Consider the following 26002-nt stretch of genomic DNA (forward strand, 5'->3'; position numbering starts at 1 on the left):
TCACACCTGCGGCTTACCTCAAACGTAAAACCTATATTTGAGTGTCAGCTTCGGATCGACATGGAAGTCGGCTTTCAGTCTTAAGTTACCTTATGAATATGAAAATTCGTCGGTCCATCCAAGTAGCTGCTCTTGTCGTCTGGTCAGTACTCCTCTTCTTAGCCGGCGAGCTTTTTCAGGAGCATCGACTTCTAGGCTCCAGCTATGTCACAACCGAGCCTCTTGTCCTGTTGGCATCACAACAAAGCCAAGAAGGACTGATTCCGGTAGGAACAACGATCTACAGTTACGGTGGCCCAGATGAGCAGCCCACTTTCGTGCTCTTTGTTGGCACGAAGGAATTGAGCTCATTCCGGCCAATTCAGCCGCACCATCGGCTTGAAATTTCTCCTGTGGTGGCAGTTCAGAAGTGATTCTCTAGACTGAATGACCGCTGCCGGTCTGTTGAGGTACTGAATTCATATGAGGCAGGTAGCTTTCATTGCCCGCGTTTTTATTGTTGTGCTTAGCGGAACAGCATTGGCGCTTTGGGGTGCAACTCTGGCAGGGGATACTTTTGTTCAGAGTGTTCTTCAAAAATATGGCGTTCAAGAACTCACTGATCTCCCTGACTATCAAGGACTTGGCGCCACAGCCATTGCCTGCGAAATTGGCGTTTTTCTGTTGGTCAGTCTATTGGCCTGTTGGTTGCTGTGGATATTGAGTCGCTATGCCAAACGGCTATGACCGCTTTCAGTCTGTAGACGCCTCGGCAAAGCGGCAGCTCGGCGAACGCCGCGATCTTGCTTGATCGCGACAAACCGCCGAGCTTGCATATCTGCCGGAGAGATGGACGATCGGCCTCAGCGCGTTAGGATTCTCGAGTGTGCTCAGGTCGTGGAGATCGCGGCATTCGGTAATAAGAAACATGCCCAACCTACAGGTTTGCAGCGGTTGGTCACCGCGGATCAACCACATCGAACTCGAACTGCACCGGTGCGGAATTTCCGACGAACGCGCTGATCAGGTAGTGGCCAGGAGGATCGCCCTTCGCCACGTCCCAAGACTTGGAGATGGTGCCGTTGTAAATCGTCAGGGTCACATCCAGCGACATCGTCTTGCGATCCGCGGATGTGCCGAAAGGCTGGCCACCGGTGCCCCAGATCTTCGGGGCTTGCGGCAATGTCATGCGTTCGAGAACGCGGACCTTGCCCGTCATCTGGTTGAGTTTCAGGATCCACCCGTAGTTTTGGTTGACCACCAGAGGGATGGTATTGGAAACCTTGAAGTCCAGCACATCGTTATTCGGAGCCAGCTTGAAAAGCCCGAAAGTCGCATCCAGCGGACACGCCACGTTGACGGCCGGAGCGTCTGCGCACGCCTTGAAAACAGCCGCATTGGATGCCGCAATGGAGGCATGCGACGCAGCGCTGGTCGTCTGCGCGCCAACGTGGAGGCACGCGACGGCGGCGAAAAGAACAAGGAGCTGGCGAAGGTATTTCATGGTGGATGCGGCTCGGCAAAAGACAGTCAGCACTGTGCTGAACGCAGCAAAGTCTATCCGCAGATCTGCGGCGCACGGTGCAGGTTCGAAATGCCGTCTTCAGTCTTTTAAAGACATAAAAAAACGCCGGGCTGCCCTACAAGGACAGCCCGGCGCTTTGGTCTTTCGACTGCTGAATTAGGCTTCCAGACGCGCACCTGTCGCAGTACCAAACCAATTGACGTTGGCGGCGCTGACTTCCAGGCCCACTTGGTCGCCGGCTTTCCACTGGCTCTTGGGGGCTGTGCGCACAGTCACGTCACCTGCGGCGGTCTTCACCACCACGTAGGTGTCGGCGCCGGTGGGCTCCACCACCATCACCTCACCGCGCCAAGAGGCGTCGGCCACCAGGTGCACGTGCTCGGGGCGAACGCCCAAGGTGGCGTCGCCCGTGGCGGGGGTGTCCAGTTGCAGGGTGCTGCCGTTGAACACAAAGCGGCCTTGGGCGCCTGCGGCCTCCACATGGCCCTTGATCAGGTTCATGGTCGGCGAGCCGATGAAGCTTGCCACATAGGTGTTGGCCGGGCGGCTGTAGATGTCGTCGGGCGTGCCAATTTGCTGCAGGATGCCGTCCTTCATCACCGCGATGCGGCTGCCCAGCGTCATGGCCTCGATCTGGTCATGCGTCACGTAGACGCTGGTGATGCCGGAGACCTGGTGCAGGCGCTTGATTTCGGCACGCATTTCCACGCGCAGCTTGGCGTCCAGGTTGGAGAGCGGTTCGTCAAACAGGAACAGCTGGGGGTCGCGTGCCAAAGCACGGCCCATGGCCACGCGTTGGCGCTGGCCACCGGACAGCTGCGCAGGGCGGCGGTCCAGCAAATGCTCGATCTGCAGCATGGCAGCCACTTCGGCAATGCGCTTCTTGCGCTGCTCCAGCGGCACCTTGCGCATTTCCAGCGCGAAGCCGATGTTGTCGGCCACGCTCATGGTGGGGTAGAGCGCGTAGCTTTGGAACACCATGGCAATGTCGCGCTGCGCGGGGGCCACGCCCACCACGTTTTTGCCGGCAATGCGCAATTCGCCTTCGGACGGTTCTTCCAAGCCGGCAATGATGTTCAGCAGGGTGGACTTGCCGCAGCCCGAGGGGCCCACCAGGATCAGGAACTCGCCAGGGGCAACGTCAATTTCGATCTTCTTGAGAACTTCGACGGCTTTTTCACCTTTGCCGAAAACTTTGCGGATGCCTGCGATTTGAAGAGAAGCTGCCATTTTTTATCCTTTCACCGCGCCGGCGGTGAGTCCTTTCACAAAATATTGACCTGCGAGTACATAGACCAGCATGGTGGGGAGACCGGCAATCACGGCCGCAGCCATGTCGACGTTGTAGCTTTTGACGCTGCTGGAGGTGTTGGCCATGTTGTTCAGGCCCACGGTGATGGGTTTGCTGTCAGCGCCGCTGAAGGCCACGCCAAACAGGAAGTCGTTCCAGATGTTGGTGAACTGCCAGATCAGCGTCACCATCAGGATGGGGGTGGACATAGGCACCACGATGCGGAAGAAAATGCGCCAGAAGCCTGCACCGTCAATGCGTGCGGCGTTCACCAGCTCGCGCGGGATGGCGGTGTAGTAGTTGCGGAAGAACAGCGTGGTACCGGCCAAACCTGCAATGCAGTGCACCAGGATCAGGCCGCCCAGCGAGCTGGACAGGCCCAGGAAACCGAGCACCTGGCTCATGGGCAACAGCACCACCTGGAAGGGCATGAACACGCCGAACAGCATGAAACCGAACAGCACTTCGCTGCCCTTGAACTTCCACATCGACAGCACGTAGCCGTTGATGGCGCCCCAGGCGGTGGAGATCAACACGGCCGGCACGGCCATGACGATGGAGTTCATGAAATAGGGCTGCAAGCCGCGGCAATCCACGCCGGTACAGGCGGTGGACCAGGCGAGCTTCCAAGACTCGAAGTTCAGGCTGTTGGGCAGGCTCAGCAAGTTGCCAGAGCGGATTTGCTCAGCGTCCTTGAACGAGGTGGCCAGCATCACGTAGAGCGGCGCCAGGAAGAAGAAAGCGGCGAGCAGCAGCACGCCATAAATCAGGATACGGGGTAGATTTTTGGACAACATAAATGGCAGTCGTGAATTAGCGGTCGTGGGGTTTGGCGCGCAATTCGCTGTAGAGATAGGGCACCACAATGGCGGCCACGGTGGCCAGCATCATGGTGGCGCTGGCAGCGCCCAGACCAATCTGGCCGCGGGTGAAACTCATCACATACATGAAGGTGGCAGGCACATCCGACGCGAAGCCGGGGCCACCGGAGGTCAGGGCCATCACCAAGTCAAAGCTCTTGATAGACAAGTGGGACAGCACCAACACGGTGGAGAACACCACGGGGCGCAGGATGGGCAAGATGATGCGCCAGTAGATGCGAGGCAGCGAAGCGCCATCGATCTGGGCGGCCTTGATGATGCTGTCGTCAATGCCGCGCAGGCCGGCCAGCGACAGGGCCATGGCAAAGCCTGCGGACTGCCAGATGCCGGCAATCACCACGCAATAGATCGCTGTCTCGGACTGCACCAGCCAGTCGAAGTGGAAGCTGGTCCAGCCCAGGTCGTGCATCAATTTTTCCAGCCCCAGACTGGGGTTCAAGATCCATTTCCAGGCGGTGCCAGTCACGATGAACGACAGCGCCATGGGGTACAGGTAGACGGTGCGCAGCACACCTTCGAAACGGATTTTCTGGTCCAGAAAAATCGCCAGGCCCATGCCGAGCACCATGGAGCCGCCCACATAAAGCACGCTGAAGATGCCCAGGTTTTTCAGGGCCACGAGCCAGCGGTCCATCTCCCACAGGCGCGCGTACTGCTCCAGCCCCACAAATTCTTCGTAATTGGGCAGCATGCGGGAGCCGGTGACCGACAGCACGCCGTTCCAGATCATGAAGCCGTAGATGAAAGCAAAGCCGAGCACGAAGCCCGGTGCTATCACCAGCTTGGGGAGTACATTTTCAAAGGTTTTCATACGTTCTATTTTTGCTTGGGAGAGTTCAGCGCTACCAGTTTGCCCACGGTGTCATTGACCGTGGCTTTGTCGTTATTCCAGAAATCGGTCACCACCACGCGCATAGCCGCCTGGTTGGACGAGGACAGCGCCATGCCGTGCGCGACCGAAGGCAACAGGGTGCCGGCCGCCGAGGTAGCCACGAAGTCTTTGCTCGAGGTCTTGGCGCATTCGTCAAATTTGTCCATGGACATGCCCAGGCGCACGGGGATGGAGCCCTTGCGCAGATTGAACTTCTCCTGAAATTTCTCACCCATGAGCAGATAGGCCAGGTAACCCTGGGCCTTTTGCGCTTCCCAGCTCTTGAGCTGGAACATGGCAAACGAATCCACGTTGAAGGTGTAAGCCTTGTCGGTGCCGGGGGCAGCAGAGCAAGTGAAGTCCTTGCCCGGCGTCTGGCCCGCGGCCAGGAACTCGCCCTTGGCCCAGTCACCCATGAACTGGAAACCGGCCTTGCCGTTGATCACCAGTTCGGTGGTCACGTTCCAGTCGCGGCCAGAGGATTTGTCATCGGTGTAGCTCTTGATGCGGCGAAACACTTCGAGGGACTTGCGCATCTCGTCGCTCGCCAGCGCCGCACGGTCCAGCTTGACCAGCGCTTTGTCGTAAAAAGCCGCTCCGCCCACGCCCAGCACCACGGTCTCAAACACCGTGAAGTCCTGCCAGTCCTGGCCACCATGGGCCACGGGAATAAAGCCGGCTGCCTTGATCTTGTCGGCAGCGGCAAAAAATTCGTCATAGGTCTTGGGCAAGGATGCCACGCCGGCTTTTTTCAGCACGGCCGAGTTGGCCCACAACCAGTTCACCCGGTGCACATTCACCGGCACGGCCACATAGCGGCCTTTGTATTTCATCTGGTCGGCCACCACCTTGGGCAGCACCTCGTCCCACTTCTCAAAGGAAGCCATGGCATCCAGGCTGGTCAACACATTGAGCTCGGCCCATTCCTGAATGGCAGGGCCTTTGATGTTCGCCGCTGCCGGGGCATTGCCTGCCAGCACGCGCTGCTTGAGTACGGCCATGGCGTTCTGCCCGCCACCGCCCGTTACCGTGAAATCTTTCCAGCTGTGGCCGCGATCAGCCATCATGCCTTTGAGTTCGGCCACCGATTTGGCTTCCCCCCCAGAGGTCCAGTAGTGGAGCACCTCCACCTCGCCAGCCCACAGGCTCGCACCAGCACACATGGCCAACCCGGCCAACAGGCAACGCAAAGAGGAATGGATAGACATGGAGTGGCACCTTCAGGAACCTGAATTTAAAACAGCCCCACCCCCGACCGGGGATGGGGCTTTTAGAAACAGCTGACGCTTGCGCGTCAGTGTGACTTACTTGGTGGCAGCTGCCTTGGCGATGTTGGCAACGCCGTCTGCGATGGAGATCTTGTCGTCGTTCCAGAACTGGGACACGGCATCCTTGATCGCGCCTTCAGCAGCAGGCTTGATGGCCATGCCGTGGGCGACGGAAGGCACCAGGCCACCGGTCTTGGCGGTGTCCACGAAGTCCTTGGCGGAAGCCTTGGCGCAATCGTCAAACTTGTCCATCTTCATGTTCAAACGCACAGGGATAGAACCCTTGTTCAGGTTGAACACTTCCTGGAACTCGGTGCCCATGATGGAAGCAGCCAGATCCGCCTGGGCCTTTTGGGCGCCAGCGTCCTTCAGCTTGAACATGGCAAACGAGTCCACGTTGAAGGTGTAAGCCTTGTCGGTGCCAGGAGCAGCGGCGCAGATGTAGTCCTTACCGGGAACCTTGCCAGCAGCGGTGAATTCGCCCTTGGCCCAGTCACCCATGAATTGGAACGCGGCTTTCTCTTGGATCACCATGGCAGTGGCCAGGTTCCAGTCGCGGCCAGGAGCGGCTGCGTCGGTGTAACCCTTGACCTTGCGGAAGGTTTCCAGAACCTTGGTCATGGTGGCGCTGGTCAGTGCCTTTTGGTCCAGCTTGATCAAAGCGTCGTTGTAGAACTTGGTGCCACCTACGCCCAGAGCCACGGACTCAAAGGTGGTGAAGTCTTGCCAGTTTTGGCCACCGTGTGCCACGGGGATCAGGCCAACCTTCTTGACTGCTTCAGCAGCCTTGAAGAACTCGTCCCAAGTCTTGGGAGTGGACGTCACGCCGGCCTTCTTCAGCACGGCAGAGTTCGCCCACATCCAGTTCACGCGGTGCACGTTCACAGGAGCAGCCACGTAGTTGCCCTTGTACTTCATCACGTCGGCCACGACCTTGGGCAGCAGAGCGTCCCAGTTTTCAGCCTTGGCAGTCGCGTCCAGGTTGGCCAACACGCCTTCGGTTGCCCATTCCTGAATGCCAGGGCCCTTGATTTGGGCAGCTGCGGGGGGGTTGCCGCTCACGACGCGGCTTTTCAGCACGGTTGCAGCGTTGTCACCTCCGCCGCCAGCAACAGCAAAGTCTTTCCAGACGTGGCCCTTGGCTTGCATGATCTTCTTCAGTTCAGCAACCGACTTGGCTTCACCGCCGGATGTCCAGTAGTGCAGGACTTCCACTTCACCAGCCACAGCGGCCGAACCAGCAACCACGAGTGCCACTGCGGTGGCGAGTTTAGAAAGCTTCAACATCTTGTCTCCAAAAAAGTTTTGTCTTTCTGGCCCGGGTCTCTGGGGGCCAGAAGCAACGTTGAATTCGGACCAGCACCATGCCAATTCGAATTAATTAATTTTTAATTAATTTTTAACATTCAACTACTAGGAGTTTCCCTAGGTCGCCCCAAAAAGGCGCCCTCCCTCGCAAGATGTCAGGGAACCACCAGTGCCAAGGCGGCGTAGTCACCCACCTTTTCACCCAGGCCGGCGGGTACGATTTCGACCCCATTGGTGAGGGCGGGGAGCTTGCCCTTGAGGTAGTTTTGCAGCTTGGGCAGCAGGTAGTCGCGGTTGTGCCAGAACACACTGCCGCCCACGCTGATGCGCTGTAAGTCCAATGTGGCCACCATGTTGAACAGGGTACGGCCCATCACCGCACAAAGATCATCCACAATGGCTGTAGCCCCCGCGTCTCCTGCGCGAGCAGCTATAAAAAGCGTAGCAGCATCTGAAAAACCCTGGGCTCCGAAGCGACGGGGGATGGCATTGCCGGCCACCAGACCTTCCACGTCCCCCACCAGACCGCAACCGCACAAGGCATCGTCATTGCTGATCACGAAGGTATGGCCCGCGTGGCCCGCATTGCCGTTCTTGCCGCGCAGGATATGACCATCCACGCACAGGCCCATGCCAATGCCAGTGCTCCAGGTGACGTAGGCGCAGTTGTCCAGCCCCTGCAGCGCCCCCCAGCGGCGCTCGGCCTCCAGCGCGCCCACGCCGTCGTTTTCCACCCGCACATTGGGGAAGGCGGCCTTCAGCGGGGCTTCCAGCAGGGCAGTGTTCCAGTCATTGGGGAGCCCACGCGCCTTTCCAGCCAGGCCACCGCAAATGTTGGGGCCGGCCAATTCCACCATGCCTTGGTTGATCACAAACGGGCCGCAAGTGGCCACGCCCACAGCAGAAATATCGGCCACAGCAATGCCAGCCAGTGCACAGCTTTCACCAATCAGGCGAATGATTTGCTGCGCCAGCGCGTCGTTATTGCCTTCCTTGCATGTCGGTTCCGACACCTTGCCACGCACACCTTCGGTGTCGGCCACATTGACGGCGACCTTGGTGCCCCCAATGTCCACACAAGCCACCGGGGCCGCGCCAGGGGGCAGTTTCACCAAAAGTTCCGAAGGGGTTGTTTGCATGGTTGTCTCGTTCAAAAAAGGGGCCGTCGGCAGGTCATTACAACGGGCGGCTGATACTAACGTGCAAGCCTCCCACCCTGTTACAGCCCCGTTACGGGCGGCGGGCACTCACAGACGGTGGGTTTTGTCGCCGCGGGCAAAGCCCAATAAGGGGGCCTCCACCCCGCGCCCCAAGGCAATCACCTTGAAAAACTCGCCCATCTCGTGTTCCAGAATCAGCTTTTGCGCGGCAACGCGTTCCGGCAGTGGCGCGGCCTGCATGGCCTCGACCAAGCCACAGTTGATCAGAAAATGGGCCTGGTTGGTATAGCCCAGCACATCCAGCCCGGCGTCTTGGGCGGCCAGCGCAATGCCGGTGAAGTTCACATGGGCCGTGATGTCCTTCAGGCCCACATCCTGCAATGGATCAGGATCACTCTGGTGGGCGCGGTGGCACATCACCGTGCCCATATGGCGCTGCACATGGTAGTACTCACTCTCCGGGAAACCATAGTCCAGCAACAAGACTGCCCCAAGCACCAGACGATCAGCCAAGGTACGCACAAAGGCTTCGCCCTGGGCGTGCGTTTCGGTCAGGTAGTCGTGCTCGCCCTCAATCTCCACCGGTGGCCGCAGCATCGTGGGCCGATCGCTCCATTGCAAGGCGCCCTGCTCTGCCACCACGCCGCGCTCATGCCAGATGCCGCTCTTACGCACCAGCAGTTGCACGGGCATGGCGTCCAGCACCTCGTTGCCCACCACCACGCCACGCAGCTCGGCGGGCAGTTCCGTGGCCCACACCACCTTATCGCCAAACGGCGCCAGGGCGGCGCGCTGCCGCTCTTTGAGTGAATCGGACAGGTCCACGATGGTGTAGCGGCGCACCTGGTCACCCAAGGCCTCCAGCAGTTGCGAGGCCAGGGCGCCCGTGCCGGCCCCGAACTCCCAGACCTCGTCGGTGCCCGTTGCCTGCAGCACCTGCGCCACCTGGCGCGCCAACGCTTGGCCAAACAGAGGCGTCATTTCGGGCGCGGTGACAAAGTCGCTGCCAGCCCCCGCCACGCCCTCGGCACCACGCAGGCCCTGCGGCATCTGGCCGAATTTGGACAGGCCGTTGGCGTAGTAGCCCAGACCCGGCGTGTAGAGGGCCTGGCCCATAAACGCGTCAAAACCCTGCCATCCGCCGGCTTTTTCGATGGCATCCGCGATAATTCGGGTCAGGCTGGCCGGAATGCTTTCGGCAGTGAACATGAACAACGGTCTCGTGTTTGGTAAAGCCAAGGATTATCTTGCCCCCTCATCCCCACCCTGCTCAAGGACTATTTGGTGCTTAAACGCGTACTCGTCACCGGTGGCGCCCATCGCCTGGGTGCGTTGCTCTGCACCCAGTTTGCGCAAGCCGGCTGGGAGGTATGGTGCCACTACCAGCGCAGCGCCGACGCGGCCCAGGCGCTGTGCGCCAACCTGCGCGCCCAGGGCCACGCCGCGCATGCCATCCAGGCCGACCTGGGCCAGGAAGACAGCCGCCGCGCCATGGTGCAGAAGATTGCAGCCCAATCCGGCCCACTGCACTGCCTGGTGAACAACGCCTCCAGCTTCGAACCCGACAGTGGCCAGGCCATGGACGTGGACGGAGCCCGCCACCAAATCGAGGTGAACCTGCTGGCGCCTTTGTCGCTGTCCAGCCTGATGGCGCAAACCGATGCCCAGGAAACATCCGGTGCGCGCAGCATCATCCATGTGCTGGACCAGAAGGTGTTCAACCTGAACCCCGATTATTTTTCGTACACCGTGACCAAGCTGGCACTGGAGCGCGCCGTGGCCCTGCAGGCCCAGGCGCTGGCACCGGCCATCCGCGTGTGCGGCGTGGCACCAGGCCTGATGTTTCTGAGCGGCCCGCAAACCCAGGACAACTTTGACCAGGCGGCACGCGTCAACCTGATGCAGCGCGCGCTGGACCCGGCCCAGGTGGCCGCCACCTGCGTGTTTCTGGCGCAGAACCCCTGCATCAGCGGCGTAACCATTGCCGTAGACAACGGACAGCACCTGGTGCCTTTGGCGCGCGACGTGATGTTCATGGTGCCCGCCACCAACGGAGCCGCGCCATGAGCGAGCGCATGTTTGACTCCCTGGCCGTGGAATGCCGCCGCCTGTTCCTGCGTGACCACGTGGTGCCGGTGCAGATTGGGGCGCATGATTTTGAAAAGGGCGTGACCCAGCGCCTGGTGTTCAATGTGGAGCTGTTTGTGCCGTACGCCAGCACCACGCCCAAGGCTGACAAGCTGGCCGAGGTGGTGGACTATGACTTTGTGCGCGAAGTCATTGCCACACGCATTGCCCGGGGCCATGTGGAATTGCAGGAAACCCTGTGCGACGATTTGGCCGCCCAGTTGCTGGCCCACCCGCAGGTGCGCGCGGTGCGCCTGTCCACCCACAAGCCCGATGTGTACCCCGACTGTGCGGGCGTAGGCGTTGAAGTATTTCGCATGAAAGGCGTAAATGCGTGAAGAGAGCATAAAGGCCAGCACCGGTCACCAAACCCTGACCCTCACGGGCCTGCGTTTCGACGCGAACCTGGGCATTCTGGAGTCGGAAAAAACCGCGCCCCAGCCGATCCAGGTGGATGCCGAACTAAGCTTGGGCACCCAGCCCCTGCTGCCGCACGACGATGACATCAACCATGTGCTGGACTACCGCAAGGTGCGCCAGATCATCATTGCCGAGTGCACGGCCGAGCACGTGAATTTGCTGGAAACGCTGATTGGCAAACTCTCGCACCGCCTGATGCAACTGCCGGGGGTGCTGGGGGTGCGCGTGAAGATTGCGAAGCTGGAAATTTTTGAAGATTGTGAAGTGGCCATCCGTATGGAAACGGGCCAATGGTGAGCGCGGATGGTGCAATGGAGAAAACTATGAGTGCAGTGTGGGTAGAAGATGAAACCGCGGAGGCCACAAATGCGGCGTCCAACCGGGACAAAGAGCTGAAGATCGAGCGCGAAACGCACAAGCTCGAAAAACGCCTATGTCGACAAGTGGGCCAGGCCATCATGGACTTCAACATGATCGAGGAAGGCGACCGCGTGATGGTATGCATGTCCGGTGGCAAGGACAGCTACGGCATGCTCGACATCCTGCTGAAGATGCAGCAACGCGCGCCTATCGACTTCAAGATCGTGGCTGTGAATCTGGACCAGAAGCAGCCAGGATTTCCCGACCACATCCTGCCCGAGTACCTGAAAAACCTGGGCGTGGAGTACCACATCGAGACGCAGGATACCTACTCCATCGTCAAGAAGAACATCCCCGAAGGCAAGACCATGTGCAGCCTGTGCAGCCGCCTGCGCCGGGGCATTCTGTACAACGTAGCCCGCAAGCTCGGCTGCAACAAACTCGCATTGGGCCACCACCGCGACGACATGTTGCAGACCTTCTTCTTGAACATGTTCTTCGGCGGCAAGCTCAAGGGCATGCCCCCGAAGCTGGCCAGTGACAACGGGGAATTCATCGTCATTCGGCCCCTGGCCTACGTCGCAGAGAAGGACCTGATTCGTTGGGCAGCACACAGACAGTTCCCCATCATTCCGTGCACGCTGTGTGGTAGTCAGACCAACTTGCAGCGTGTGCAGATCGGCAACATGCTGCGCGACTGGGAGAAGCAATATCCCGGGCGGGCCGAAACGATGTTTACGGCGTTGCAAAACGTGGTTCCCTCGCACCTGATGGACCACACCAAGCACGACTTCAAGAACATTGCGACGACCGGTGTGGCTGACGAGGATGGCGACAAGGCGTTTGACGCAGAAGAATTCCCTGCGCCGGCATTGCCGGGACTGTCAAACCTGCCGGGTCTGCAAGTGGTTAGCCTTTAACGAGGAGTCATCATGCAACTGCGCACCGCTCTGGCCCGCTTGGGCCCCGTTCTGGTCGCATTGCTGTTGGTCGGTTGCGCCACGTCGCGCATGATCGACAGCGATGTGCAGAGCTTTGTCGGCACCGCCCCTGCGGTCACCGGCGCCAGTTACCGGTTTGAGCGCCTGCCGTCGCAGGCCGCGAATGGTGTGCAGGACCGCATCGAAGCCATGGCCGATGAGGCATTGGCCAACGCGGGGCTGCACCGCAGCGACACCGCCCCGCGTTACCTCGTGCAGGTGAGCGTGGGTGCGGAAGGCATGCGCACCCCCTACGCCCGCCCGCCCCGCGTGGGCTTGGTGCTGGGCACCAACGGCCTGTGGTACGAGCGCCCGCTGATGGAACTGGACCCACCGTGGGTGCGCCACCGCGTGCACCTGCTGCTGCGCGACAACGCCAACGGCCAGGTGGCATATGAGACGTCGGCCGTGTTTGAAGGCCCCTGGGGCGACACGCTGAACCTGCTGCCCCCCATGCTGGAAGCCGCCCTCAAAAACTACCCCCAACCTGGCGCCCACAAAGTCGTGGTGGAGTTGCCAGCACCCGGCAAAGACAACCGCTGATGGCCGCCACCCGTATCACCGCCGTGCGCCACGGCGAAACCGCCTGGAACGTGGACACCCGCATCCAGGGCCAGCTGGACATTGGGCTCAACGAGCGGGGCCTGTGGCAGGCCGAGCGCGTGGGTGCAGCGCTGGCGGAAGAAACCATCGACCATGTCTACAGCAGCGACCTGGCACGCGCCCACACCACCGCCCAAGCCATTGCACGCCATGCGCACAACCCCCACGCCCGTGCCGTGCGGCTGCACCGTGGTTTGCGCGAGCGCGGGTTTGGCAGTTTTGAGGGCCAGACCTGGGCGGACATTGCCGAAAAGTGGCCCGAAGAATCCAAACGCTGGCGCCAGCGCGACCCCCACTTTGCCCCCCCCGGTGGAGAGACACCACTGCAGCTGCGGGAGCGTGTGGCCCTGACCCTGAACGAGATTGCGCAACAGCACCTGGACGAGCACATCGTGCTGGTGGCACACGGCGGCGTGATGGACATCCTTTACCGCCTGGCTACCCAGCAAGAACTGCATGCGGCGCGCACCTGGGAACTGGGCAATGCCGCCATCAACCGCCTGCTGTGGACGCCTGATGCCCTCACACTGGTGGGCTGGGCCGATACCCGGCACCTGGACGACAGCGCGCTGGACGAATCTACCGCCTAAAGCACCCGCTACGGAGCACACGAATGGGCCACTACTGGATGCACGCCGCCTCGGTCCCCTGGCAGGACCAGTTGCTCTACGCAGCCATGATCGTGGCAGCCATCGGCCTGCTGTTTTTCGTGTTCTGGTGGCGCAGGCGGGCCGCCCGGCCCGCACGTGGAGACTTTGCCGCGCTGGCTAGCCATGCCAATGTGGCGCAGGCCCTAGCCGCACAAGACGCCAGCCCGCTCGACGATGCAGCGAAGGCCTGGCAAGACACGCACCAGGCCATGGGGACGTTGCGTTCCGGCGTGGAGCGCGCGTTGGCACTGGTTTGGTCCCTGCTTTCGGGTCTTCTCTTCCTCATCAGCGTCACCGCGGTGTTGGGCTTTGCCTGGGACTACCCCAACATTGCCTGGGGCACGCTGATGTTCTACGCCGTACTGGCGATTGTCTGCGGCTGGTTTACGCGCGCGCAGTGGCGCGATTTCCGCGCAAATTAGTCAGCCCGCCCTACGGCGGACTAGGGTTGTCCCGCTCGGCACCAAGCGCTTGCTCGGCAAAAATACGAGAATGAGCAAAGTCATCGTTTTCGCCACCCCCGTTTTCCTGCTGCTGATCGCCCTGGAATTTGCCTGGAGCCGCCGCGCCAACGCCCGCGTGCCCGGTGCGCGCGCCTACCGGCTGAACGACGCGATCAACAGCATCAGCCTGGGCATCCTGAGCCAGGTCAGCGGGGTGCTGAGCAAGGTGCTCAGCATTGGCATTTACACCGCAGTGTTTGGTGTCGTGGCGCTGTATCCCGATCTGGAATTCTGGAAAACCTGGTACGGCGTGGTGCTGGCACTGGTGTTTTATGACTTTTGCTACTACTGGCTGCACCGCGCCGGCCACGTGGTGGCGCTGTTCTGGGCGGCACACGTGGTGCACCACCAGAGTCAGCACTACAACCTGTCCACCGCGCTGCGCCAGACCTCCAGTGGCACCTTTTTCGGCTGGATCTTCTACCTGCCCATGGCGGTAGCCGGTGTGCCGCCGCTGATCTTTGGCATCGTGGCCCTGATCGACCTGCTCTACCAGTTCTGGGTGCACACCGAACAAGTGGGCAAGCTGGGCTGGTTTGACCGCGTGTTTTGCTCCCCCAGCAACCACCGCGTACACCACGCGGTGAACGACCCGTACATCGACAAAAACTACGGCGGCATTCTGGTGCTGTGGGACCGTTGGTTTGGCACCTTCACCGAAGAAAAGGAGCCCTGCGTGTACGGAACGCGTGGCCCGCTCAACAGCTGGGACCCGCTGTGGGCCAATGCCGAGGTCTACTGGGGCCTGGCCAAAGACAGTTGGGCCACCCAGCGCTGGGCCGACAAGCTGCGCATCTGGTTCAAGCCACCGGGCTGGCAACCCCCAGACCTGGCCGCCGCCCGTCCAAAACCTGCGTTCACCCTGGACCAGGTGCAAACCTATGACCCGCAGCTGACCCGAGGCCAGCAATGGTTTGCCAGCCTGCAGTTTGTGCTGGCGCTGGGCGCGGTGGCTGGCTACCTGTGGGTGGCCGACTCGCTGAGTTTTGCCGACGCGGCCGCGGGCTGCGTGGCCCTCTCGGCCGCCATGTGGGCGCTGGGCCGCTTCATGCAGCACCGCCTGGGTGCGCTGGAGGTGCTGGTGGTGGAGGCCGCAGCGCTCGCCACCTTGGGGGCTATGGGCCTGCTGCCCTACTACCTCGTCACCAAACCGCTAGCCATGGTGCTTGCTATTGCTTTTGTAGCTTCTCGCGCATATTCAACGGGGGCTAGCGGCCTGTTTGACACCAAATCTACGGCGCTGCTGGTCGGTGCATTGGCGTTTTCACTGGTAGGCGACGTGTTCCTCATGCTGCCCGGCAACACCTTCATCCCCGGCCTGGCCGCGTTCCTGATGGCGCACTTGTTTTACATCGCACTGTTCCGCCAGGGTCAGGCCTGGTTCCCCAGCCGTACGGCGCTGGTCTATGTGCTGGCCTTTGGCGCGGTGATGTACGCCACCTTGTGGGGCAGCCTGGGCGACGCTGTGCTCAAGGGGGCGGTAGCGGCCTATGTCTGCGTGATTTCGTTGATGGCGGCACAGGCCATCGGTCGCGCCACCGCGCAACGTGATGCAGCCGCGCGCTGGGTAGCCGTGGGCGCGTGCGTGTTCATGCTGAGTGACTCGCTGATTGCGGTGAACAAATTCCTCATACCCGTGCCACTGGCTTCGTTCTGGATTTTGCTGACCTACTACGCGGCCCAATTGCTCATCGTGCACAACGTGCAACGCACACAACGCCACTGAACCAAGGCCTCAGGGCTGCTCTGCCTTCTTGCGGGCCTCGCTCTCGGCCAGCAGCATGTCGCTGGCCACCCCCACTGGCACGCCCATGTTGGCGCCGCCAAAGCCCGCCAGGATCGATCGGTTGATGGCCAGCACCTCGCCGCGCAGATTGAGCACCGGGCCGCCGCTGCCACCAAACGTGGTCTGGGCGTCGTGCACCACAGCAGCATCGCTCACCTGGGCCACGATGCCGCGGCTGACCAGCGGCTGGATCAACCCGGCCTGCGCCAAGGCCTCTGCCGCCTTCTGGTCATTCATGTCGGCCTGCTGGCGCAAGCCGGTCACAAAGCGCTTGTCGGCCCGAGCGATCAAGGCCGTCAGCCCCGTGGGATACCCCAGTACCAACACCGCGTCGCCCGGCGAGGGCGCCAGCGTGGACATCGTCAGCGGCTCCGCCGTGAGGGCGGCACCCGTTCCACGCAGCAGCGCCAGATCATGGGTGGTGCTGACCCCCGCCACCGACACGGCAAAGGGTTCTACCGTACCGGGCAAGAAACCGCGCAACTCCAACACCATGGGCCGCACACCAAAGCTCTGCATGGCATGCATCGCCACGCCTTGCTCCCAGGGCAAGGCCACATGACGGTTGGTTACCAGCGTGCCCTGCGCATCCACCACAAAGGCCGTGCCGGTGGAGCGAAACATGTAGATAGGCCCTTGCCCGGCCAGCGTGAGGCGAGGCTCGTTGTCAGCCCCCATTTGTGGTTTGCCCTTGGCCATTGCTAACCGCAAAGGCCGGCCGGTAGGCGGATCGATCAGCACATAGCGCGCCTGAATCAGCGCCACTGAATTGGCCACCCGGGACACCACGGGCGCCACCGAGCCAGACTCCACCGCACTGACACGGGCCGCCGTGCCATCAAAGCCATGCCCCATGACACTGCGCAGCGACTCCACGTCGTCGTGTGTGGAGGCTTGCGCCCGCAAAGTCTGCAGGTTTTGGTCCAGATCGTTCACGCGTGCTTGCGCCAGCTCCAGGCGCTCTGCCAGGTCAGCCGTGTACAGGCTTTGCACGCCCATGCCCGCCAACACAGCCGCGACACACAGAACCACCCACAGCGCCCGTCGCAAATGCCGGCGCGCCGCGCGGTCAGCGCGGGTTGACGTTCCCGCGGGCCTGTATACCGGTGGCCGGGCAAGGCTTGCCGGCGCAGACCACGGTCCGCGGGTGCGGGGTAGGAACAACTCCGTTGGGGTCGGTAGTGCGTCCATGGTCAACCTCCAGGGTGGATAGACCTGGGACCATCGTGCGCCTGCGGAGTTCCAGAGTCAAGCACCCGTTGCCGGGCGCTGATTCAGTCGCCCAGCAGGTCTACGGCTGGCGCTACGGGCGCCGTCACGCCCAGATGCCGGTAAGCCGCCAGCGTGGCAATGCGCCCGCGCGGCGTGCGCTGCAGGTAGCCCTGCTGGATCAGGTAGGGCTCGATCACGTCTTCAATGGTTTCGCGCTCTTCGCCAATGCTGGCCGCAATGTTGTCCAGCCCCACGGGGCCGCCATCAAAGCGGTGGATCACGGCTTCCAGCAGCTTGCGGTCCATCAGGTCAAAGCCCTGGGGGTCCACGTCCAGCATGGCAAGGGCGCGGTTGGCGATGTCCAGTGTGATGGTGCCGTCGCCCTTCACCTCGGCATAGTCACGCACCCGGCGCAGCAGGCGGTTGGCGATGCGTGGCGTGCCGCGCGAGCGGCGGGCGATTTCAAACCCGCCCTCTTCTTCCATGGGCACGCCCAGTAGGCCCGCACTGCGTTTGACGATGCGCCCCAGTTCTTCGGAGCTGTAAAACTCCAGCCGCGCCACGATGCCGAAGCGGTCGCGCAGCGGGTTGGTCAGCATGCCGGCGCGGGTGGTGGCGCCCACCAGCGTGAAGGGCTGCAGGTCGAGTTTGATGGAGCGTGCTGCGGGACCTTCACCGATCATGATGTCGATCTTGTAGTCCTCCAGCGCGGGGTACAAGATTTCTTCCACCACGGCCGACAGGCGGTGGATTTCGTCAATGAACAGGACGTCGTTTTTTTCCAGGTTGGTCAGCAGCGCCGCCAGGTCCTTGGGCTTTTCCAGCACCGGGCCACTGGTCTGGCGCAGGTTCACGCCCAGCTCGTGCGCAATGATGTGGGACAGCGTGGTTTTGCCCAGGCCGGGCGGGCCGAACAGCAGCACGTGGTCCAGCGCCTCGTTGCGTTTTTTGGCCGCACCAATGAAGATCTCCAGCTGCTCGCGCACCTTGGCCTGGCCCACGTATTCGTCCAGCAGCTTGGGGCGCAGCGCACGCTCGATCGCCTCTTCGCTGCTGGACACCGGCGCGGCAGACACCATGCGCGGCGCGGCAGGGGGTGGAACAGAAAAATCGTCGGTCTGAATGCTCACGAAAGAGGCCTATCCATGCAGAAAATCACAAAACCCGGGGTGGGTGCCCACTATAGCGCGGCACTGCCCGCGCTCAAGAAGCACCGCCACTGTGCCGATATGCAAGATATCCCCTCCTTGTCTGGCGCGCCCGGGCCTGGATTTACGTTTCTGCACGACTGAAAGGCAGCGCCAGCCATGCCCACCCGCCCCCCCTACTTTCTGCTGCTGGCCCTGGCGCTGGGCTCCGCCACGGTATGGGCCAACGACGCTGTGCCCACCACCAAACCCGCGGCGGCCAAAAAGCCCGCTGCCGTCGATATCCAGGCCAGCAGTGCCTCCAACGCCAAGGAGGTGGGCGACCAATTGCGCGACGCGCTGGGCGTAGCCCCCAAGAAAAAACTCACCATCACCGTCAGCGGTACCGGGCCGGCGGGCGCAGCCTCCTCCAGTCGCCGCACACCCGCCCGTGCTGCCGCGATGGCCAGCCAGACCGCCAAAATGGGTGCGGACACCCATGGCGGCGAGGTGCATTGGGCTTATGAAGGGGATATGGGGCCGCAGGCTTGGGGCAAGCTCAAGCCCGACTTCAATGTCTGCGCGCTGGGCAAGCGCCAGTCCCCCATCAACATCGAAGACGGCAACACCCTGCAGGGCCCGGCAGAACCACTGCTGTTCAACTACACGGCCAGCAACGGCACCGTGGTCAACAACGGCCACACCATCCAGGTGGACGTGCAGGGCGACAACACCATCACCGTGCGCGGCACGCGCTACAAGCTGCTGCAGTTTCACTTCCACACACCCTCCGAAGAACAGGTGAACGGCAAGCGTGCGGCCATGGTGGCGCACTTGGTGCACAAGAACGACGACGGCCAACTGGCCGTGGTGGCTGTGCTGCTGGAACCCGGTGTGGCCAACCCGCTGATCGACAAGGTGTGGACCTATATGCCGCTGGAAGTGAATGACCGCGTGCGCATGCCACGCGAGTTGCTCAACCTCAACGAGCTGCTCCCCACCGACCAGCGCTACTACCAGTTCATGGGCTCGCTGACCACGCCGCCGTGTACCGAGGGCGTGCTGTGGACCGTGCTGAAGCAGCCCATGCAAATCAGCCGCGCGCAGTACAAGCTGTTCACCCAGCTCTACGCCGCCAACGCCCGCCCCGTGCAGGCGCTGAACGGCCGCCCCGTGCGTGAGGCTCAATAATTCGCTATCGATTTAGTAGCTTATCACGCATATTCCACGCGGGCTAGTGGCCTATTTTGCCAATGATTTGAGCGCCAGCTTGATCCCATCGCTCACCCCCACATCCTTGGGCAAGGCCTTGAGGCAAGCCGCGGCCTCCTTGTCGCTGTAGCCCAGCGCCAGGAGCGCCTGCAGGATGTCGGCCTGCGCATCGCTGGCCGCGCCCAGTGGCGCGCCGATGTCGGCGCCCAGTTTGCCTTTGAGCTCCAGCAACAAACGCTCGGCGGTCTTCTTGCCAATGCCCGGCACCTTGACCAGGCGCCCAGCTTCTTGCAGCGTCACCGCCTGCGCCAGGTCCGCCACATCCATGCCCGACAGCACCGACAGCGCGGTGCGCGGCCCCACACCCGAAATCTTGATGAGTTCGCGAAACGCCTCGCGCTCGCTGCTGCTGCCAAAACCGTAGAGGATTTGCGCGTCTTCGCGCACCACAAAATGGGTCAGCAGGCTGACCTTCTGGCCCTCGGCTGGCAGGTTGTAGAACGTGCTCATGGGCACCTGCACCTCGTAACCCACGCCACCGCAGTCCACGATGACCTGCGGGGGATTTTTGTCGCTGAGGATGCCTGTGAGTTTGCCGATCATGGGTGCGTGCCTGCGGTGCTTGGGGTGAATCGAGTTTGTTGCCTATCATTGGGGCTTAGCTCACGCTCCACCCGCCCGGAATTATCAGCTTGATTCTCAGACACACCTTCTCGCCGCTGAACAACACGCGCCTGTCCCACCTGTGCGGCCCCACCGACGAGCATCTGCGCACGATTGAAGTCGCGTTGGAGGTGCGCATCGCCCACCGCCATGAGCAGTTCAAGGTCGAAGGCCCCAAGCTCAAGGCCCAGCGCGCCATGGACATGCTGCAGGCGCTGTACGAAATCGCGGCCCGCCCCATCCAGCCGTCCACGGTGCAACTGATGTTGAGCGGCGATGGCAGCATGGATGCGACCGATGGTCCCAGCCTGGTCACCCGCCGCGCCGATCTGAAGCCGCGCAGCCAGAACCAAGCCGTCTACCTGGACAACATCGCCGAGTTCGACATCACGTTTGGCATCGGCCCCGCCGGCACCGGCAAAACCTATCTGGCCGTGGCCGCTGCGGTGGACGCCCTGCAACGCGCCGCAGTGCAACGCATTGTGCTGACGCGCCCTGCCGTGGAAGCCGGTGAGCGCCTGGGCTTTTTGCCCGGCGACTTGAACCAGAAGGTGGACCCGTACCTGCGCCCGCTGTACGACGCGCTCTATGACCTGATGGGCTATGACCAAGTGCACAAGGCCTTCGAACGCCAGGCGCTAGAGATTGCGCCATTGGCCTTCATGCGCGGACGCACGCTGAACAACGCCTTCGTCATCCTGGACGAAGCGCAGAACACCACGCCCGAGCAGATGAAGATGTTCCTCACGCGCGTGGGCTTTGGCACCAAGACGGTCATCACGGGTGACGTGAGCCAGATCGATCTGCCCAAGACCCAGCTGAGCGGCTTGGTCGATGCTGAGCGCATCCTGCGCCGTACGCCCGGCATTGCCATCACGCGCCTGACCAGCGCCGACATCGTGCGCCACCCGCTGGTGGCCCGCATTGTGGACGCCTACGATGCCGCACGACTGGAAGACCTGCCGCGCATCGCCATCCCCGAACCAGAACCCGAACTACCCCGCGTAGGCCTGCCCAAAACCCGAACACCCAAGGTCCGCTGATGCTGCCCGAACTCTCTCTCTCCCTGCAATTCGGCAAGCTCAAAGACGCCGACAAACACCGCACTGCGCTCAAGCGCCACAAAGTGATCCGCTGGATCCGCAACACGCTAGAAGTGGACGGCGAAATCACCGTGCGCATCGTCGATGCGGAAGAAGGCCAGACGCTAAACCGCGAGTACCGCCAGAAGGACTACGCCACCAACGTACTGACCTTTGACTACACGCAAGACCCCGTGGTGACCGCCGATCTGGTGTTGTGCGCACCGGTGATTGCCAAGGAAGCCAAGGAGCAGAAGAAGACGCTGGAGGCGCATTACGCCCACATGATCGTCCACGGAACCTTGCATGCGCAGGGCTGGGACCATGAGCTGGACGAGGACGCGGAGGTGATGGAGCTGCGCGAGACGGAGATCATGGCTCGGCTGGGGTTTAAGAACCCGTACTGAGTTTTTGGCGTTCGCTCCGGAGCAGCCGCGGTGGGCGCTTTGCTCCGTGTCCCCCGGCCTTCGGCCTCCTCCTTGACCTGCGCAAAACACCCACTGGGGCTACTCCTGCGGGTATCAAGAACGTCGAACGTCAAAGGTTAGTGTGTTGGTGTCCCCTCGCGCGCGCGAACCCATAAACTTACAAGCCTTTCAACCCCCTAGCCCCCGCCAATATTGCGCAAGCAGCTACAAAATCAATAGCAATCAGGCAACAGGCGCCACCCGCATAGGAATGGTCACCGGCCCATCGTTGACCAGTTCCACCTGCATATCCGCCGCAAAAATGCCGGTCTGCACAATAGGGTGCGCCACCCGCGCCTGGGCCACAAAGTAGTCGTAGAGTCGGCGTCCGTCTTCAGGCGCCGCAGCACCCGTGAAACTGGGCCGGTTACCGCCAGTGGTGTCCGCCGCCAGCGTGAACTGGCTCACCAGCAGCAAGCCGCCCATCGTGCCCGCACCATCCAGATCGGGCACTGCGAGGTTCATCTTGCCCGCGCTGTCGCTGAAGATGCGCAGCTTCAGCAGCTTGGCCAGAAGCTTGACTGCCTGTGCTTCGGTATCGCCCTGCTCGGCACACATCAGCACCAGCAGACCGCGGCCAATCTTGCCGACCACCGCCTCATCCACCGTCACCTGGGCGCGCCGCACCCGTTGCACCAAAGCCAGCATCGCGTGGGATCAGGCCAAGGTCACGCGGGCGAACTTGCGCTTGCCCACCTGGAGCACATAGGTGCCCGCACCCAGCTTCAGTCCCTTGTCGCTCACCACGTTGCTGTCGATGCGCACACCGCCGCCATCGATCAGGCGGTTGCCTTCACCGCTGGAAGCCGCCAGGCCGGCGGACTTCAGCAAGACGCCAATGCCAAGCGCCGCGCCACCTTCGCCCAAAGGCAACGTGATCTCGTCGATCTGGTCCGGCACACCACCCTTGCTGCGGTTGATGAAATCCTGCTCGGCCGCATCGGCCGCTTGCGCGCTGTGGAAGCGGGCGGTGATTTCCTTCGCCAGCGCCACCTTGGCGTCCTTGGGGTTACGCCCACCGTCGACCTCGGCCTTCAGCGCAGCGATTTCGGCTTCACTCTTGAAGCTCAGCAGCGTGTACCACTTCCACATCAGCACGTCGGAGATAGACAGCACCTTGGCGAACATGGTGTTCGGGTCTTCTGAGATGCCGATGTAGTTGTTCTTGCTCTTGGACATCTTCTCGACGCCGTCCAGGCCTTCGAGCAGCGGCATGGTCAGGATGCACTGGGGCTCCTGGCCATATTCGGCCTGCAGCGTGCGGCCCATCAGCAGGTTGAACTTCTGGTCGGTGCCGCCCAGTTCCAGATCGCTCTTCAAGGCGACGCTGTCATAACCCTGCATCAGTGGGTAGAGGAATTCGTGCACGGCGATCGGCGTGCCGGCCTTGAAGCGGTCGTGAAAATCGTTGCGCTCCATCATGCGGGCCACGGTGTAACGGCTGGCCAGCTGGATCATGCCGCGCGCGCCCAGCGGGTCGCTCCATTCGCTGTTGTAGCGTAACTCGGTCTTGGTCGGGTCCAGAATCTTGTCGGCCTGGGCGCGGTAGGTTTCGGCGTTGACCTTGATCTGCTCGGCCGTCAGCGGCGGGCGGGTGCTGTTGCGGCCGCTGGGATCGCCAATCATGCTGGTGAAATCGCCGATCAAAAAGATCACGGTGTGGCCCAGATCTTGCAATTGCCGCATCTTGTTCAGGACGACAGTGTGGCCGATGTGGATGTCGGGCGCGGTCGGGTCCAGCCCCAGCTTGATGCGCAGCGGCGTGCCGGTGGCTTCCGACTTGGTGAGCTTTTTCACCCACTCGTCTTGCGGGAGCAGTTCTTCCACACCACGCAGGGTCACCGCCAGGGCCTCGCGCACACGATCACTTACAACAATAGAGGGGCTTGAGGCTTGATTCATAAGGGTTTTTTCTGGTTGCCGAGGGAGGTGCCGCCGCTATACTGCGGGCTCTCTCCTGCAACGTGTTCGTTGCCAGCGGCTGAATTTTAGTCGTGCCGCACCACCCATCGGAGTTCCAGATTTTGAAACACGGATTGACCCAAGCCGTAGAGGCTTGCTTTGCGTACACACGTGACCTAGCCCAGCGCCACCCCAAACGCATCACCGCCGCCATCGCCGCACTCCTGGTGGGTGGCACAGGCGCCACCTTCGCCGTAGCGTCCTTGGCCCCCGATGCCGCCGACTTGCCCGTGCGCACCGTGGTCGAGGCCGTGCAGGCCCTGCCCGCAGCGCCGCTGGACCTGACGCTGCCCGAGCAGGCCATGCGCCTGTACCGCTCCGAAGTCACCCGCTCCACCGACACCGCCGACAGCCTGCTCAAGCGCCTGGGCGTGTTTGACCCCGCAGCATCTGCCTTTTTGCGTGCCAATCCCCAGGTGCAGCAGCAGTTGCTGGGCCGCGCGGGCCGCAACGTCACGGCGGAAGTGAACGAACTGCAGGGTCTGACCGCTCTCACTGCGCGCTGGAGTCCACTCGACGATGGCACCTTCAAGCGCCTGAGCGTGACCAAGGACGCCACCGGCTTCAAGGCCCAGCTGGAAACCCTGCCACTGGTGGCGACCACGCGCTTGGCCAGCGGCGTGATCCAGACCTCGCTGTTTGCCGCCACCGACGATGCCCATCTGCCCGACTCCATCGGCGTGCAGATGGCCGAAATCTTCTCTGGCGATATCGACTTCCACCGCGCCCTGCGCAAGGGTGACCGCTTCTCCGTGGTGTACGAAACGCTGGAAGGCGATGGCGAACCCCTGCGCTCCGGCCGCGTGCTGAGCGCCGAGTTTGTCAACGCCGGCAAGGCCCACCAGGCCATGTGGTTCCGCGACCCCACGGCTGCCGTTGCCGGCCCAGCCAAGGGCAGCTACTACACGCTGTCCGGCGAAAGCCTGCGCCGCGCCTTCTTGGCCTCACCGCTGGAGTTTTCACGCATCAGCAGCGGCTTCAAGATGCGTTTCCACCCCATTTTGCAAACCTGGAAAGCCCATCTGGGCGTGGACTACGCGGCCACCACCGGCACCCCCGTGCGCACCGTCGCCGATGGCGTGGTGGACTTTGCCGGCGTGCAAAACGGTTTTGGCAATGTAATCATGGTGAAGCACCGCAACAACCAAACCACGGTGTATGCCCACCTGAGCCGCATCAACGTCAAAAAAGGCCAGAGCGTGTCGCAGGGCCAGAACATCGGGGCGGTCGGCGCCACTGGCTGGGCCACAGGCCCGCACCTGCACTTTGAATTCCGCGTCAACGGCGTACACCACGACCCGCTGACCATTGCGCGCCAAAGCGAATCGGTGCCCGTCACCGCGGCGCTCAAACCCCAATTCGACCAAGCCGCACTCGCGATGCGTAGCCAATTGGCCGCAGCGGCCCAGCTGCGCCCCGGTAGCGCCGAGTAAGCGCACACGCCCCGCTGTGTCCGAGCTATTTATAGGCCTGATGTCCGGCACCTCGCTGGACGGTGTGGACGGCGTGCTGGCCGATTTTTCCCAAGGGCGCATGCGCGTGCTGCAACACTGCAGCACTCCGCTGCCCGCCGTGCTGCGCGCAGAGCTGCTGGCACTGAACACGGCGGCCGACAACGAGCTGCACCGCGCCGCTCTGGCTGGTAACGGCTTGGTGCGGGTATACGCCGAAGTGGTCGCCAACTTGCTGCAAACCAGCCAGACCCCACGTAGCGCCGTCCGAGCCATAGGCGCGCATGGACAAACCGTGCGGCACCGTCCGCAAGAATTTGATGGCACGGGCTACACCCTGCAGTTGAACCAGCCGGCTTTGCTGGCCGAGCTGTGTGGCATCGACGTGGTGGCTGACTTCCGCAGCCGCGATGTCGCTGCCGGGGGCCAGGGCGCCCCACTGGTGCCCCCCTTCCACCAAGCCTTTTTCGGGCAAGACGGCCGCGCCCTGGCCGTGCTGAACATCGGAGGAATCTCCAACATCACGGTGCTGGATCCCTCTGCCGATGCGCCCGTGCGGGGCTTTGACAGTGGTCCGGGGAATGCGCTGATGGATGGCTGGTGTCAGACCCACACCGGGCAGGCCTTTGACGACACTGGCCGCTGGGCTGCCAGTGGTCATGTGCACGCAGCCTTGTTGGCGCGTTTGCTCCATGAACCCTTTTTCGCGAAACCGCCACCCAAAAGCACGGGGCGCGACTTGTTCAATGCCGCGTGGCTGGCACGTTGTTTATCGGAGGTGGCCGATGTCTCGCCGCAAGACGTGCAAGCCACGTTGACGGAGCTAACGGCCCGGTCGTGTGCCGAAGCCTTGCGCAACGTCGCACCGCAGTGCAATACCCTGGTGGTCTGTGGTGGCGGTGCCTTCAATACCCATTTGATGCAGCGACTGGCCCATCACCTGCCAAGGTGCGCCGTAGAGTCATCCGATGCTTGGGGCTTGCCCCCGCTGCAGGTGGAGGCTAGCGCCTTTGCCTGGTTGGCCCGCCAGGCTTGCTTGCATCAAACGGCTAGCTTGCCAAAAGTAACGGGCGCCCAGGGCGCCCGCATACTCGGTGCAATTTACCCTGCGTAA

At 62.1% G+C, this 26002-nt stretch carries 29 protein-coding genes; 16 read left to right on the plus strand and 13 right to left on the minus strand.

Annotation, left to right across the window (positions count from 1 at the left end; genetic code table 11):
- The first annotated feature begins 92 nt into the window (after positions 1-92).
- On the plus strand, positions 93-413 hold the full coding sequence (locus AC097R_RS18795) for a hypothetical protein (protein ID WP_479599744.1): 321 nt from the start codon (positions 93-95) through the stop codon (positions 411-413).
- 49 nt (positions 414-462) lie between these two features.
- Positions 463-726: a hypothetical protein gene (locus AC097R_RS18800; RefSeq protein ID WP_479599745.1), complete on the plus strand. Its 264-nt coding sequence runs from the start codon at positions 463-465 to the stop codon at positions 724-726.
- Between the two features lie 211 nt (positions 727-937).
- On the opposite strand, the gene AC097R_RS18805 is transcribed toward AC097R_RS18800, so the two are convergent.
- The 8 genes from AC097R_RS18805 to AC097R_RS18840 form a co-directional block, all read right to left on the minus strand.
- Positions 938-1483 (minus strand): hypothetical protein, encoded by a 546-nt coding sequence (locus AC097R_RS18805; protein WP_479599746.1) that lies wholly within the window; start codon positions 1481-1483, stop codon positions 938-940.
- A 177-nt stretch (positions 1484-1660) separates the two neighbouring features.
- Complete coding sequence (locus AC097R_RS18810; protein WP_479599747.1) at positions 1661-2734, minus strand: ABC transporter ATP-binding protein; 1074 nt, start codon at positions 2732-2734, stop codon at positions 1661-1663.
- Between the two features lie 3 nt (positions 2735-2737).
- Positions 2738-3592 (minus strand): carbohydrate ABC transporter permease, encoded by an 855-nt coding sequence (locus AC097R_RS18815; protein ID WP_479599748.1) that lies wholly within the window; start codon positions 3590-3592, stop codon positions 2738-2740.
- Positions 3593-3608: 16 nt separating this feature from the next.
- Positions 3609-4487 (minus strand): carbohydrate ABC transporter permease, encoded by an 879-nt coding sequence (locus AC097R_RS18820; protein WP_479599749.1) that lies wholly within the window; start codon positions 4485-4487, stop codon positions 3609-3611.
- 5 nt (positions 4488-4492) lie between these two features.
- A complete protein-coding gene (locus AC097R_RS18825) occupies positions 4493-5755 on the minus strand; it encodes an ABC transporter substrate-binding protein (RefSeq protein WP_479599750.1) in 1263 nt (420 codons plus the stop codon).
- Between the two features lie 96 nt (positions 5756-5851).
- On the minus strand, positions 5852-7102 hold the full coding sequence (locus tag AC097R_RS18830; RefSeq protein WP_479599751.1) for an ABC transporter substrate-binding protein: 1251 nt from the start codon (positions 7100-7102) through the stop codon (positions 5852-5854).
- Positions 7103-7278: 176 nt separating this feature from the next.
- Positions 7279-8262, minus strand: a complete 984-nt coding sequence (locus AC097R_RS18835; protein ID WP_479599752.1) for an ROK family protein — start codon at positions 8260-8262, stop codon at positions 7279-7281.
- A gap of 108 nt (positions 8263-8370) precedes the next feature.
- Complete coding sequence (locus tag AC097R_RS18840; protein WP_479599753.1) at positions 8371-9492, minus strand: class I SAM-dependent methyltransferase; 1122 nt, start codon at positions 9490-9492, stop codon at positions 8371-8373.
- 75 nt (positions 9493-9567) lie between these two features.
- On the opposite strand from AC097R_RS18840, the gene AC097R_RS18845 reads away from it, so the two are divergent.
- From AC097R_RS18845 to AC097R_RS18880, 8 genes are all read left to right on the plus strand, one after another.
- Positions 9568-10350, plus strand: a complete 783-nt coding sequence (locus tag AC097R_RS18845; RefSeq protein ID WP_479599754.1) for an SDR family oxidoreductase — start codon at positions 9568-9570, stop codon at positions 10348-10350.
- Positions 10347-10748: a dihydroneopterin aldolase gene (locus AC097R_RS18850; RefSeq protein WP_479599755.1), complete on the plus strand. Its 402-nt coding sequence runs from the start codon at positions 10347-10349 to the stop codon at positions 10746-10748. The genes AC097R_RS18845 and AC097R_RS18850 overlap by 4 nt, the downstream gene beginning before the upstream one ends.
- Positions 10741-11127 carry a dihydroneopterin aldolase gene (locus AC097R_RS18855; RefSeq protein WP_479599756.1) on the plus strand — a complete coding sequence of 129 codons (387 nt, stop codon included), beginning with the start codon at positions 10741-10743 and terminating at the stop codon, positions 11125-11127. Before AC097R_RS18850 ends, AC097R_RS18855 begins: the two co-directional genes overlap by 8 nt.
- A gap of 26 nt (positions 11128-11153) precedes the next feature.
- Positions 11154-12110: a tRNA 2-thiocytidine(32) synthetase TtcA gene (gene ttcA, locus AC097R_RS18860; RefSeq protein WP_479599757.1), complete on the plus strand. Its 957-nt coding sequence runs from the start codon at positions 11154-11156 to the stop codon at positions 12108-12110.
- Between the two features lie 12 nt (positions 12111-12122).
- On the plus strand, positions 12123-12713 hold the full coding sequence (locus tag AC097R_RS18865) for a DUF4136 domain-containing protein (protein ID WP_479599758.1): 591 nt from the start codon (positions 12123-12125) through the stop codon (positions 12711-12713).
- The gene (locus AC097R_RS18870) at positions 12713-13363 is read left to right on the plus strand and encodes a histidine phosphatase family protein (RefSeq protein WP_479599759.1); all 651 of its coding nucleotides are present in this window, start codon (positions 12713-12715) and stop codon (positions 13361-13363) included. The genes AC097R_RS18865 and AC097R_RS18870 overlap by 1 nt, the downstream gene beginning before the upstream one ends.
- Before the next feature lie 23 nt (positions 13364-13386).
- Positions 13387-13845 carry a hypothetical protein gene (locus AC097R_RS18875; RefSeq protein WP_479599760.1) on the plus strand — a complete coding sequence of 153 codons (459 nt, stop codon included), beginning with the start codon at positions 13387-13389 and terminating at the stop codon, positions 13843-13845.
- A 70-nt stretch (positions 13846-13915) separates the two neighbouring features.
- The gene (locus AC097R_RS18880; protein WP_479599761.1) at positions 13916-15652 is read left to right on the plus strand and encodes a lysoplasmalogenase family protein; all 1737 of its coding nucleotides are present in this window, start codon (positions 13916-13918) and stop codon (positions 15650-15652) included.
- A 9-nt stretch (positions 15653-15661) separates the two neighbouring features.
- Here the strand turns inward: AC097R_RS18880 and AC097R_RS18885 are convergent, their stop codons facing one another.
- Both AC097R_RS18885 and ruvB read right to left on the minus strand, forming a co-directional pair.
- Complete coding sequence (locus AC097R_RS18885; RefSeq protein ID WP_479599762.1) at positions 15662-16744, minus strand: S1 family peptidase; 1083 nt, start codon at positions 16742-16744, stop codon at positions 15662-15664.
- A gap of 242 nt (positions 16745-16986) precedes the next feature.
- A complete protein-coding gene (ruvB, locus tag AC097R_RS18890) occupies positions 16987-18054 on the minus strand; it encodes a Holliday junction branch migration DNA helicase RuvB (RefSeq protein ID WP_479599763.1) in 1068 nt (355 codons plus the stop codon).
- A gap of 15 nt (positions 18055-18069) precedes the next feature.
- Between ruvB and AC097R_RS18895 the strand changes: the two genes are divergently transcribed.
- Positions 18070-18216 (plus strand): hypothetical protein, encoded by a 147-nt coding sequence (locus AC097R_RS18895; RefSeq protein ID WP_479599764.1) that lies wholly within the window; start codon positions 18070-18072, stop codon positions 18214-18216.
- Positions 18217-18231: 15 nt separating this feature from the next.
- Positions 18232-19242, plus strand: a complete 1011-nt coding sequence (locus AC097R_RS18900) for a carbonic anhydrase (RefSeq protein ID WP_479599765.1) — start codon at positions 18232-18234, stop codon at positions 19240-19242.
- Positions 19243-19293: 51 nt separating this feature from the next.
- Here the strand turns inward: AC097R_RS18900 and ruvA are convergent, their stop codons facing one another.
- On the minus strand, positions 19294-19866 hold the full coding sequence (ruvA, locus tag AC097R_RS18905; RefSeq protein WP_477885596.1) for a Holliday junction branch migration protein RuvA: 573 nt from the start codon (positions 19864-19866) through the stop codon (positions 19294-19296).
- Positions 19867-19955: 89 nt separating this feature from the next.
- Between ruvA and AC097R_RS18910 the strand changes: the two genes are divergently transcribed.
- Positions 19956-20969: a PhoH family protein gene (locus tag AC097R_RS18910; RefSeq protein ID WP_479599766.1), complete on the plus strand. Its 1014-nt coding sequence runs from the start codon at positions 19956-19958 to the stop codon at positions 20967-20969.
- Entirely contained in the window at positions 20969-21415 is a 447-nt protein-coding gene (gene ybeY / locus AC097R_RS18915; protein WP_479599767.1) for an rRNA maturation RNase YbeY, read from the plus strand. The genes AC097R_RS18910 and ybeY overlap by 1 nt, the downstream gene beginning before the upstream one ends.
- Before the next feature lie 243 nt (positions 21416-21658).
- On the opposite strand, the gene dtd is transcribed toward ybeY, so the two are convergent.
- Complete coding sequence (dtd, locus tag AC097R_RS18920; RefSeq protein WP_479599768.1) at positions 21659-22123, minus strand: D-aminoacyl-tRNA deacylase; 465 nt, start codon at positions 22121-22123, stop codon at positions 21659-21661.
- 9 nt (positions 22124-22132) lie between these two features.
- A complete protein-coding gene (gene tyrS / locus AC097R_RS18925; protein WP_479599769.1) occupies positions 22133-23377 on the minus strand; it encodes a tyrosine--tRNA ligase in 1245 nt (414 codons plus the stop codon).
- A gap of 122 nt (positions 23378-23499) precedes the next feature.
- Here tyrS and AC097R_RS18930 point away from each other — a divergent pair, with 122 nt between their 5' ends.
- Both AC097R_RS18930 and AC097R_RS18935 read left to right on the plus strand, forming a co-directional pair.
- Positions 23500-24870: a peptidoglycan DD-metalloendopeptidase family protein gene (locus AC097R_RS18930; protein ID WP_479599770.1), complete on the plus strand. Its 1371-nt coding sequence runs from the start codon at positions 23500-23502 to the stop codon at positions 24868-24870.
- A gap of 16 nt (positions 24871-24886) precedes the next feature.
- Positions 24887-26002 carry an anhydro-N-acetylmuramic acid kinase gene (locus AC097R_RS18935; RefSeq protein ID WP_479599771.1) on the plus strand — a complete coding sequence of 372 codons (1116 nt, stop codon included), beginning with the start codon at positions 24887-24889 and terminating at the stop codon, positions 26000-26002.

This window comes from Rhodoferax sp. ZS1R25 (assembly GCF_056521335.1).

Excerpts from the sequence above, each read along its gene's own strand:
- AC097R_RS18795 (WP_479599744.1), top strand. The coding sequence starts at position 93 with ATGAATATGAAAATTCGTCGGTCCATCCAAGTAGCTGCTCTTGTCGTC.
- AC097R_RS18800 (WP_479599745.1), top strand. The coding sequence starts at position 463 with ATGAGGCAGGTAGCTTTCATTGCCCGCGTTTTTATTGTTGTGCTTAGC.
- AC097R_RS18805 (WP_479599746.1), bottom strand. The coding sequence starts at position 1,483 with ATGAAATACCTTCGCCAGCTCCTTGTTCTTTTCGCCGCCGTCGCGTGC.
- AC097R_RS18810 (WP_479599747.1), bottom strand. The coding sequence starts at position 2,734 with ATGGCAGCTTCTCTTCAAATCGCAGGCATCCGCAAAGTTTTCGGCAAA.
- AC097R_RS18815 (WP_479599748.1), bottom strand. The coding sequence starts at position 3,592 with ATGTTGTCCAAAAATCTACCCCGTATCCTGATTTATGGCGTGCTGCTG.
- AC097R_RS18820 (WP_479599749.1), bottom strand. The coding sequence starts at position 4,487 with ATGAAAACCTTTGAAAATGTACTCCCCAAGCTGGTGATAGCACCGGGC.
- AC097R_RS18825 (WP_479599750.1), bottom strand. The coding sequence starts at position 5,755 with ATGTCTATCCATTCCTCTTTGCGTTGCCTGTTGGCCGGGTTGGCCATG.
- AC097R_RS18830 (WP_479599751.1), bottom strand. The coding sequence starts at position 7,102 with ATGTTGAAGCTTTCTAAACTCGCCACCGCAGTGGCACTCGTGGTTGCT.
- AC097R_RS18835 (WP_479599752.1), bottom strand. The coding sequence starts at position 8,262 with ATGCAAACAACCCCTTCGGAACTTTTGGTGAAACTGCCCCCTGGCGCG.
- AC097R_RS18840 (WP_479599753.1), bottom strand. The coding sequence starts at position 9,492 with ATGTTCACTGCCGAAAGCATTCCGGCCAGCCTGACCCGAATTATCGCG.
- AC097R_RS18850 (WP_479599755.1), top strand. The coding sequence starts at position 10,347 with ATGAGCGAGCGCATGTTTGACTCCCTGGCCGTGGAATGCCGCCGCCTG.
- AC097R_RS18855 (WP_479599756.1), top strand. The coding sequence starts at position 10,741 with ATGCGTGAAGAGAGCATAAAGGCCAGCACCGGTCACCAAACCCTGACC.
- ttcA (WP_479599757.1), top strand. The coding sequence starts at position 11,154 with ATGAGTGCAGTGTGGGTAGAAGATGAAACCGCGGAGGCCACAAATGCG.
- AC097R_RS18865 (WP_479599758.1), top strand. The coding sequence starts at position 12,123 with ATGCAACTGCGCACCGCTCTGGCCCGCTTGGGCCCCGTTCTGGTCGCA.
- AC097R_RS18870 (WP_479599759.1), top strand. The coding sequence starts at position 12,713 with ATGGCCGCCACCCGTATCACCGCCGTGCGCCACGGCGAAACCGCCTGG.
- AC097R_RS18875 (WP_479599760.1), top strand. The coding sequence starts at position 13,387 with ATGGGCCACTACTGGATGCACGCCGCCTCGGTCCCCTGGCAGGACCAG.
- AC097R_RS18880 (WP_479599761.1), top strand. The coding sequence starts at position 13,916 with ATGAGCAAAGTCATCGTTTTCGCCACCCCCGTTTTCCTGCTGCTGATC.
- AC097R_RS18895 (WP_479599764.1), top strand. The coding sequence starts at position 18,070 with ATGCAGAAAATCACAAAACCCGGGGTGGGTGCCCACTATAGCGCGGCA.
- AC097R_RS18900 (WP_479599765.1), top strand. The coding sequence starts at position 18,232 with ATGCCCACCCGCCCCCCCTACTTTCTGCTGCTGGCCCTGGCGCTGGGC.
- ruvA (WP_477885596.1), bottom strand. The coding sequence starts at position 19,866 with ATGATCGGCAAACTCACAGGCATCCTCAGCGACAAAAATCCCCCGCAG.
- ybeY (WP_479599767.1), top strand. The coding sequence starts at position 20,969 with ATGCTGCCCGAACTCTCTCTCTCCCTGCAATTCGGCAAGCTCAAAGAC.
- dtd (WP_479599768.1), bottom strand. The coding sequence starts at position 22,123 with ATGCTGGCTTTGGTGCAACGGGTGCGGCGCGCCCAGGTGACGGTGGAT.
- tyrS (WP_479599769.1), bottom strand. The coding sequence starts at position 23,377 with ATGAATCAAGCCTCAAGCCCCTCTATTGTTGTAAGTGATCGTGTGCGC.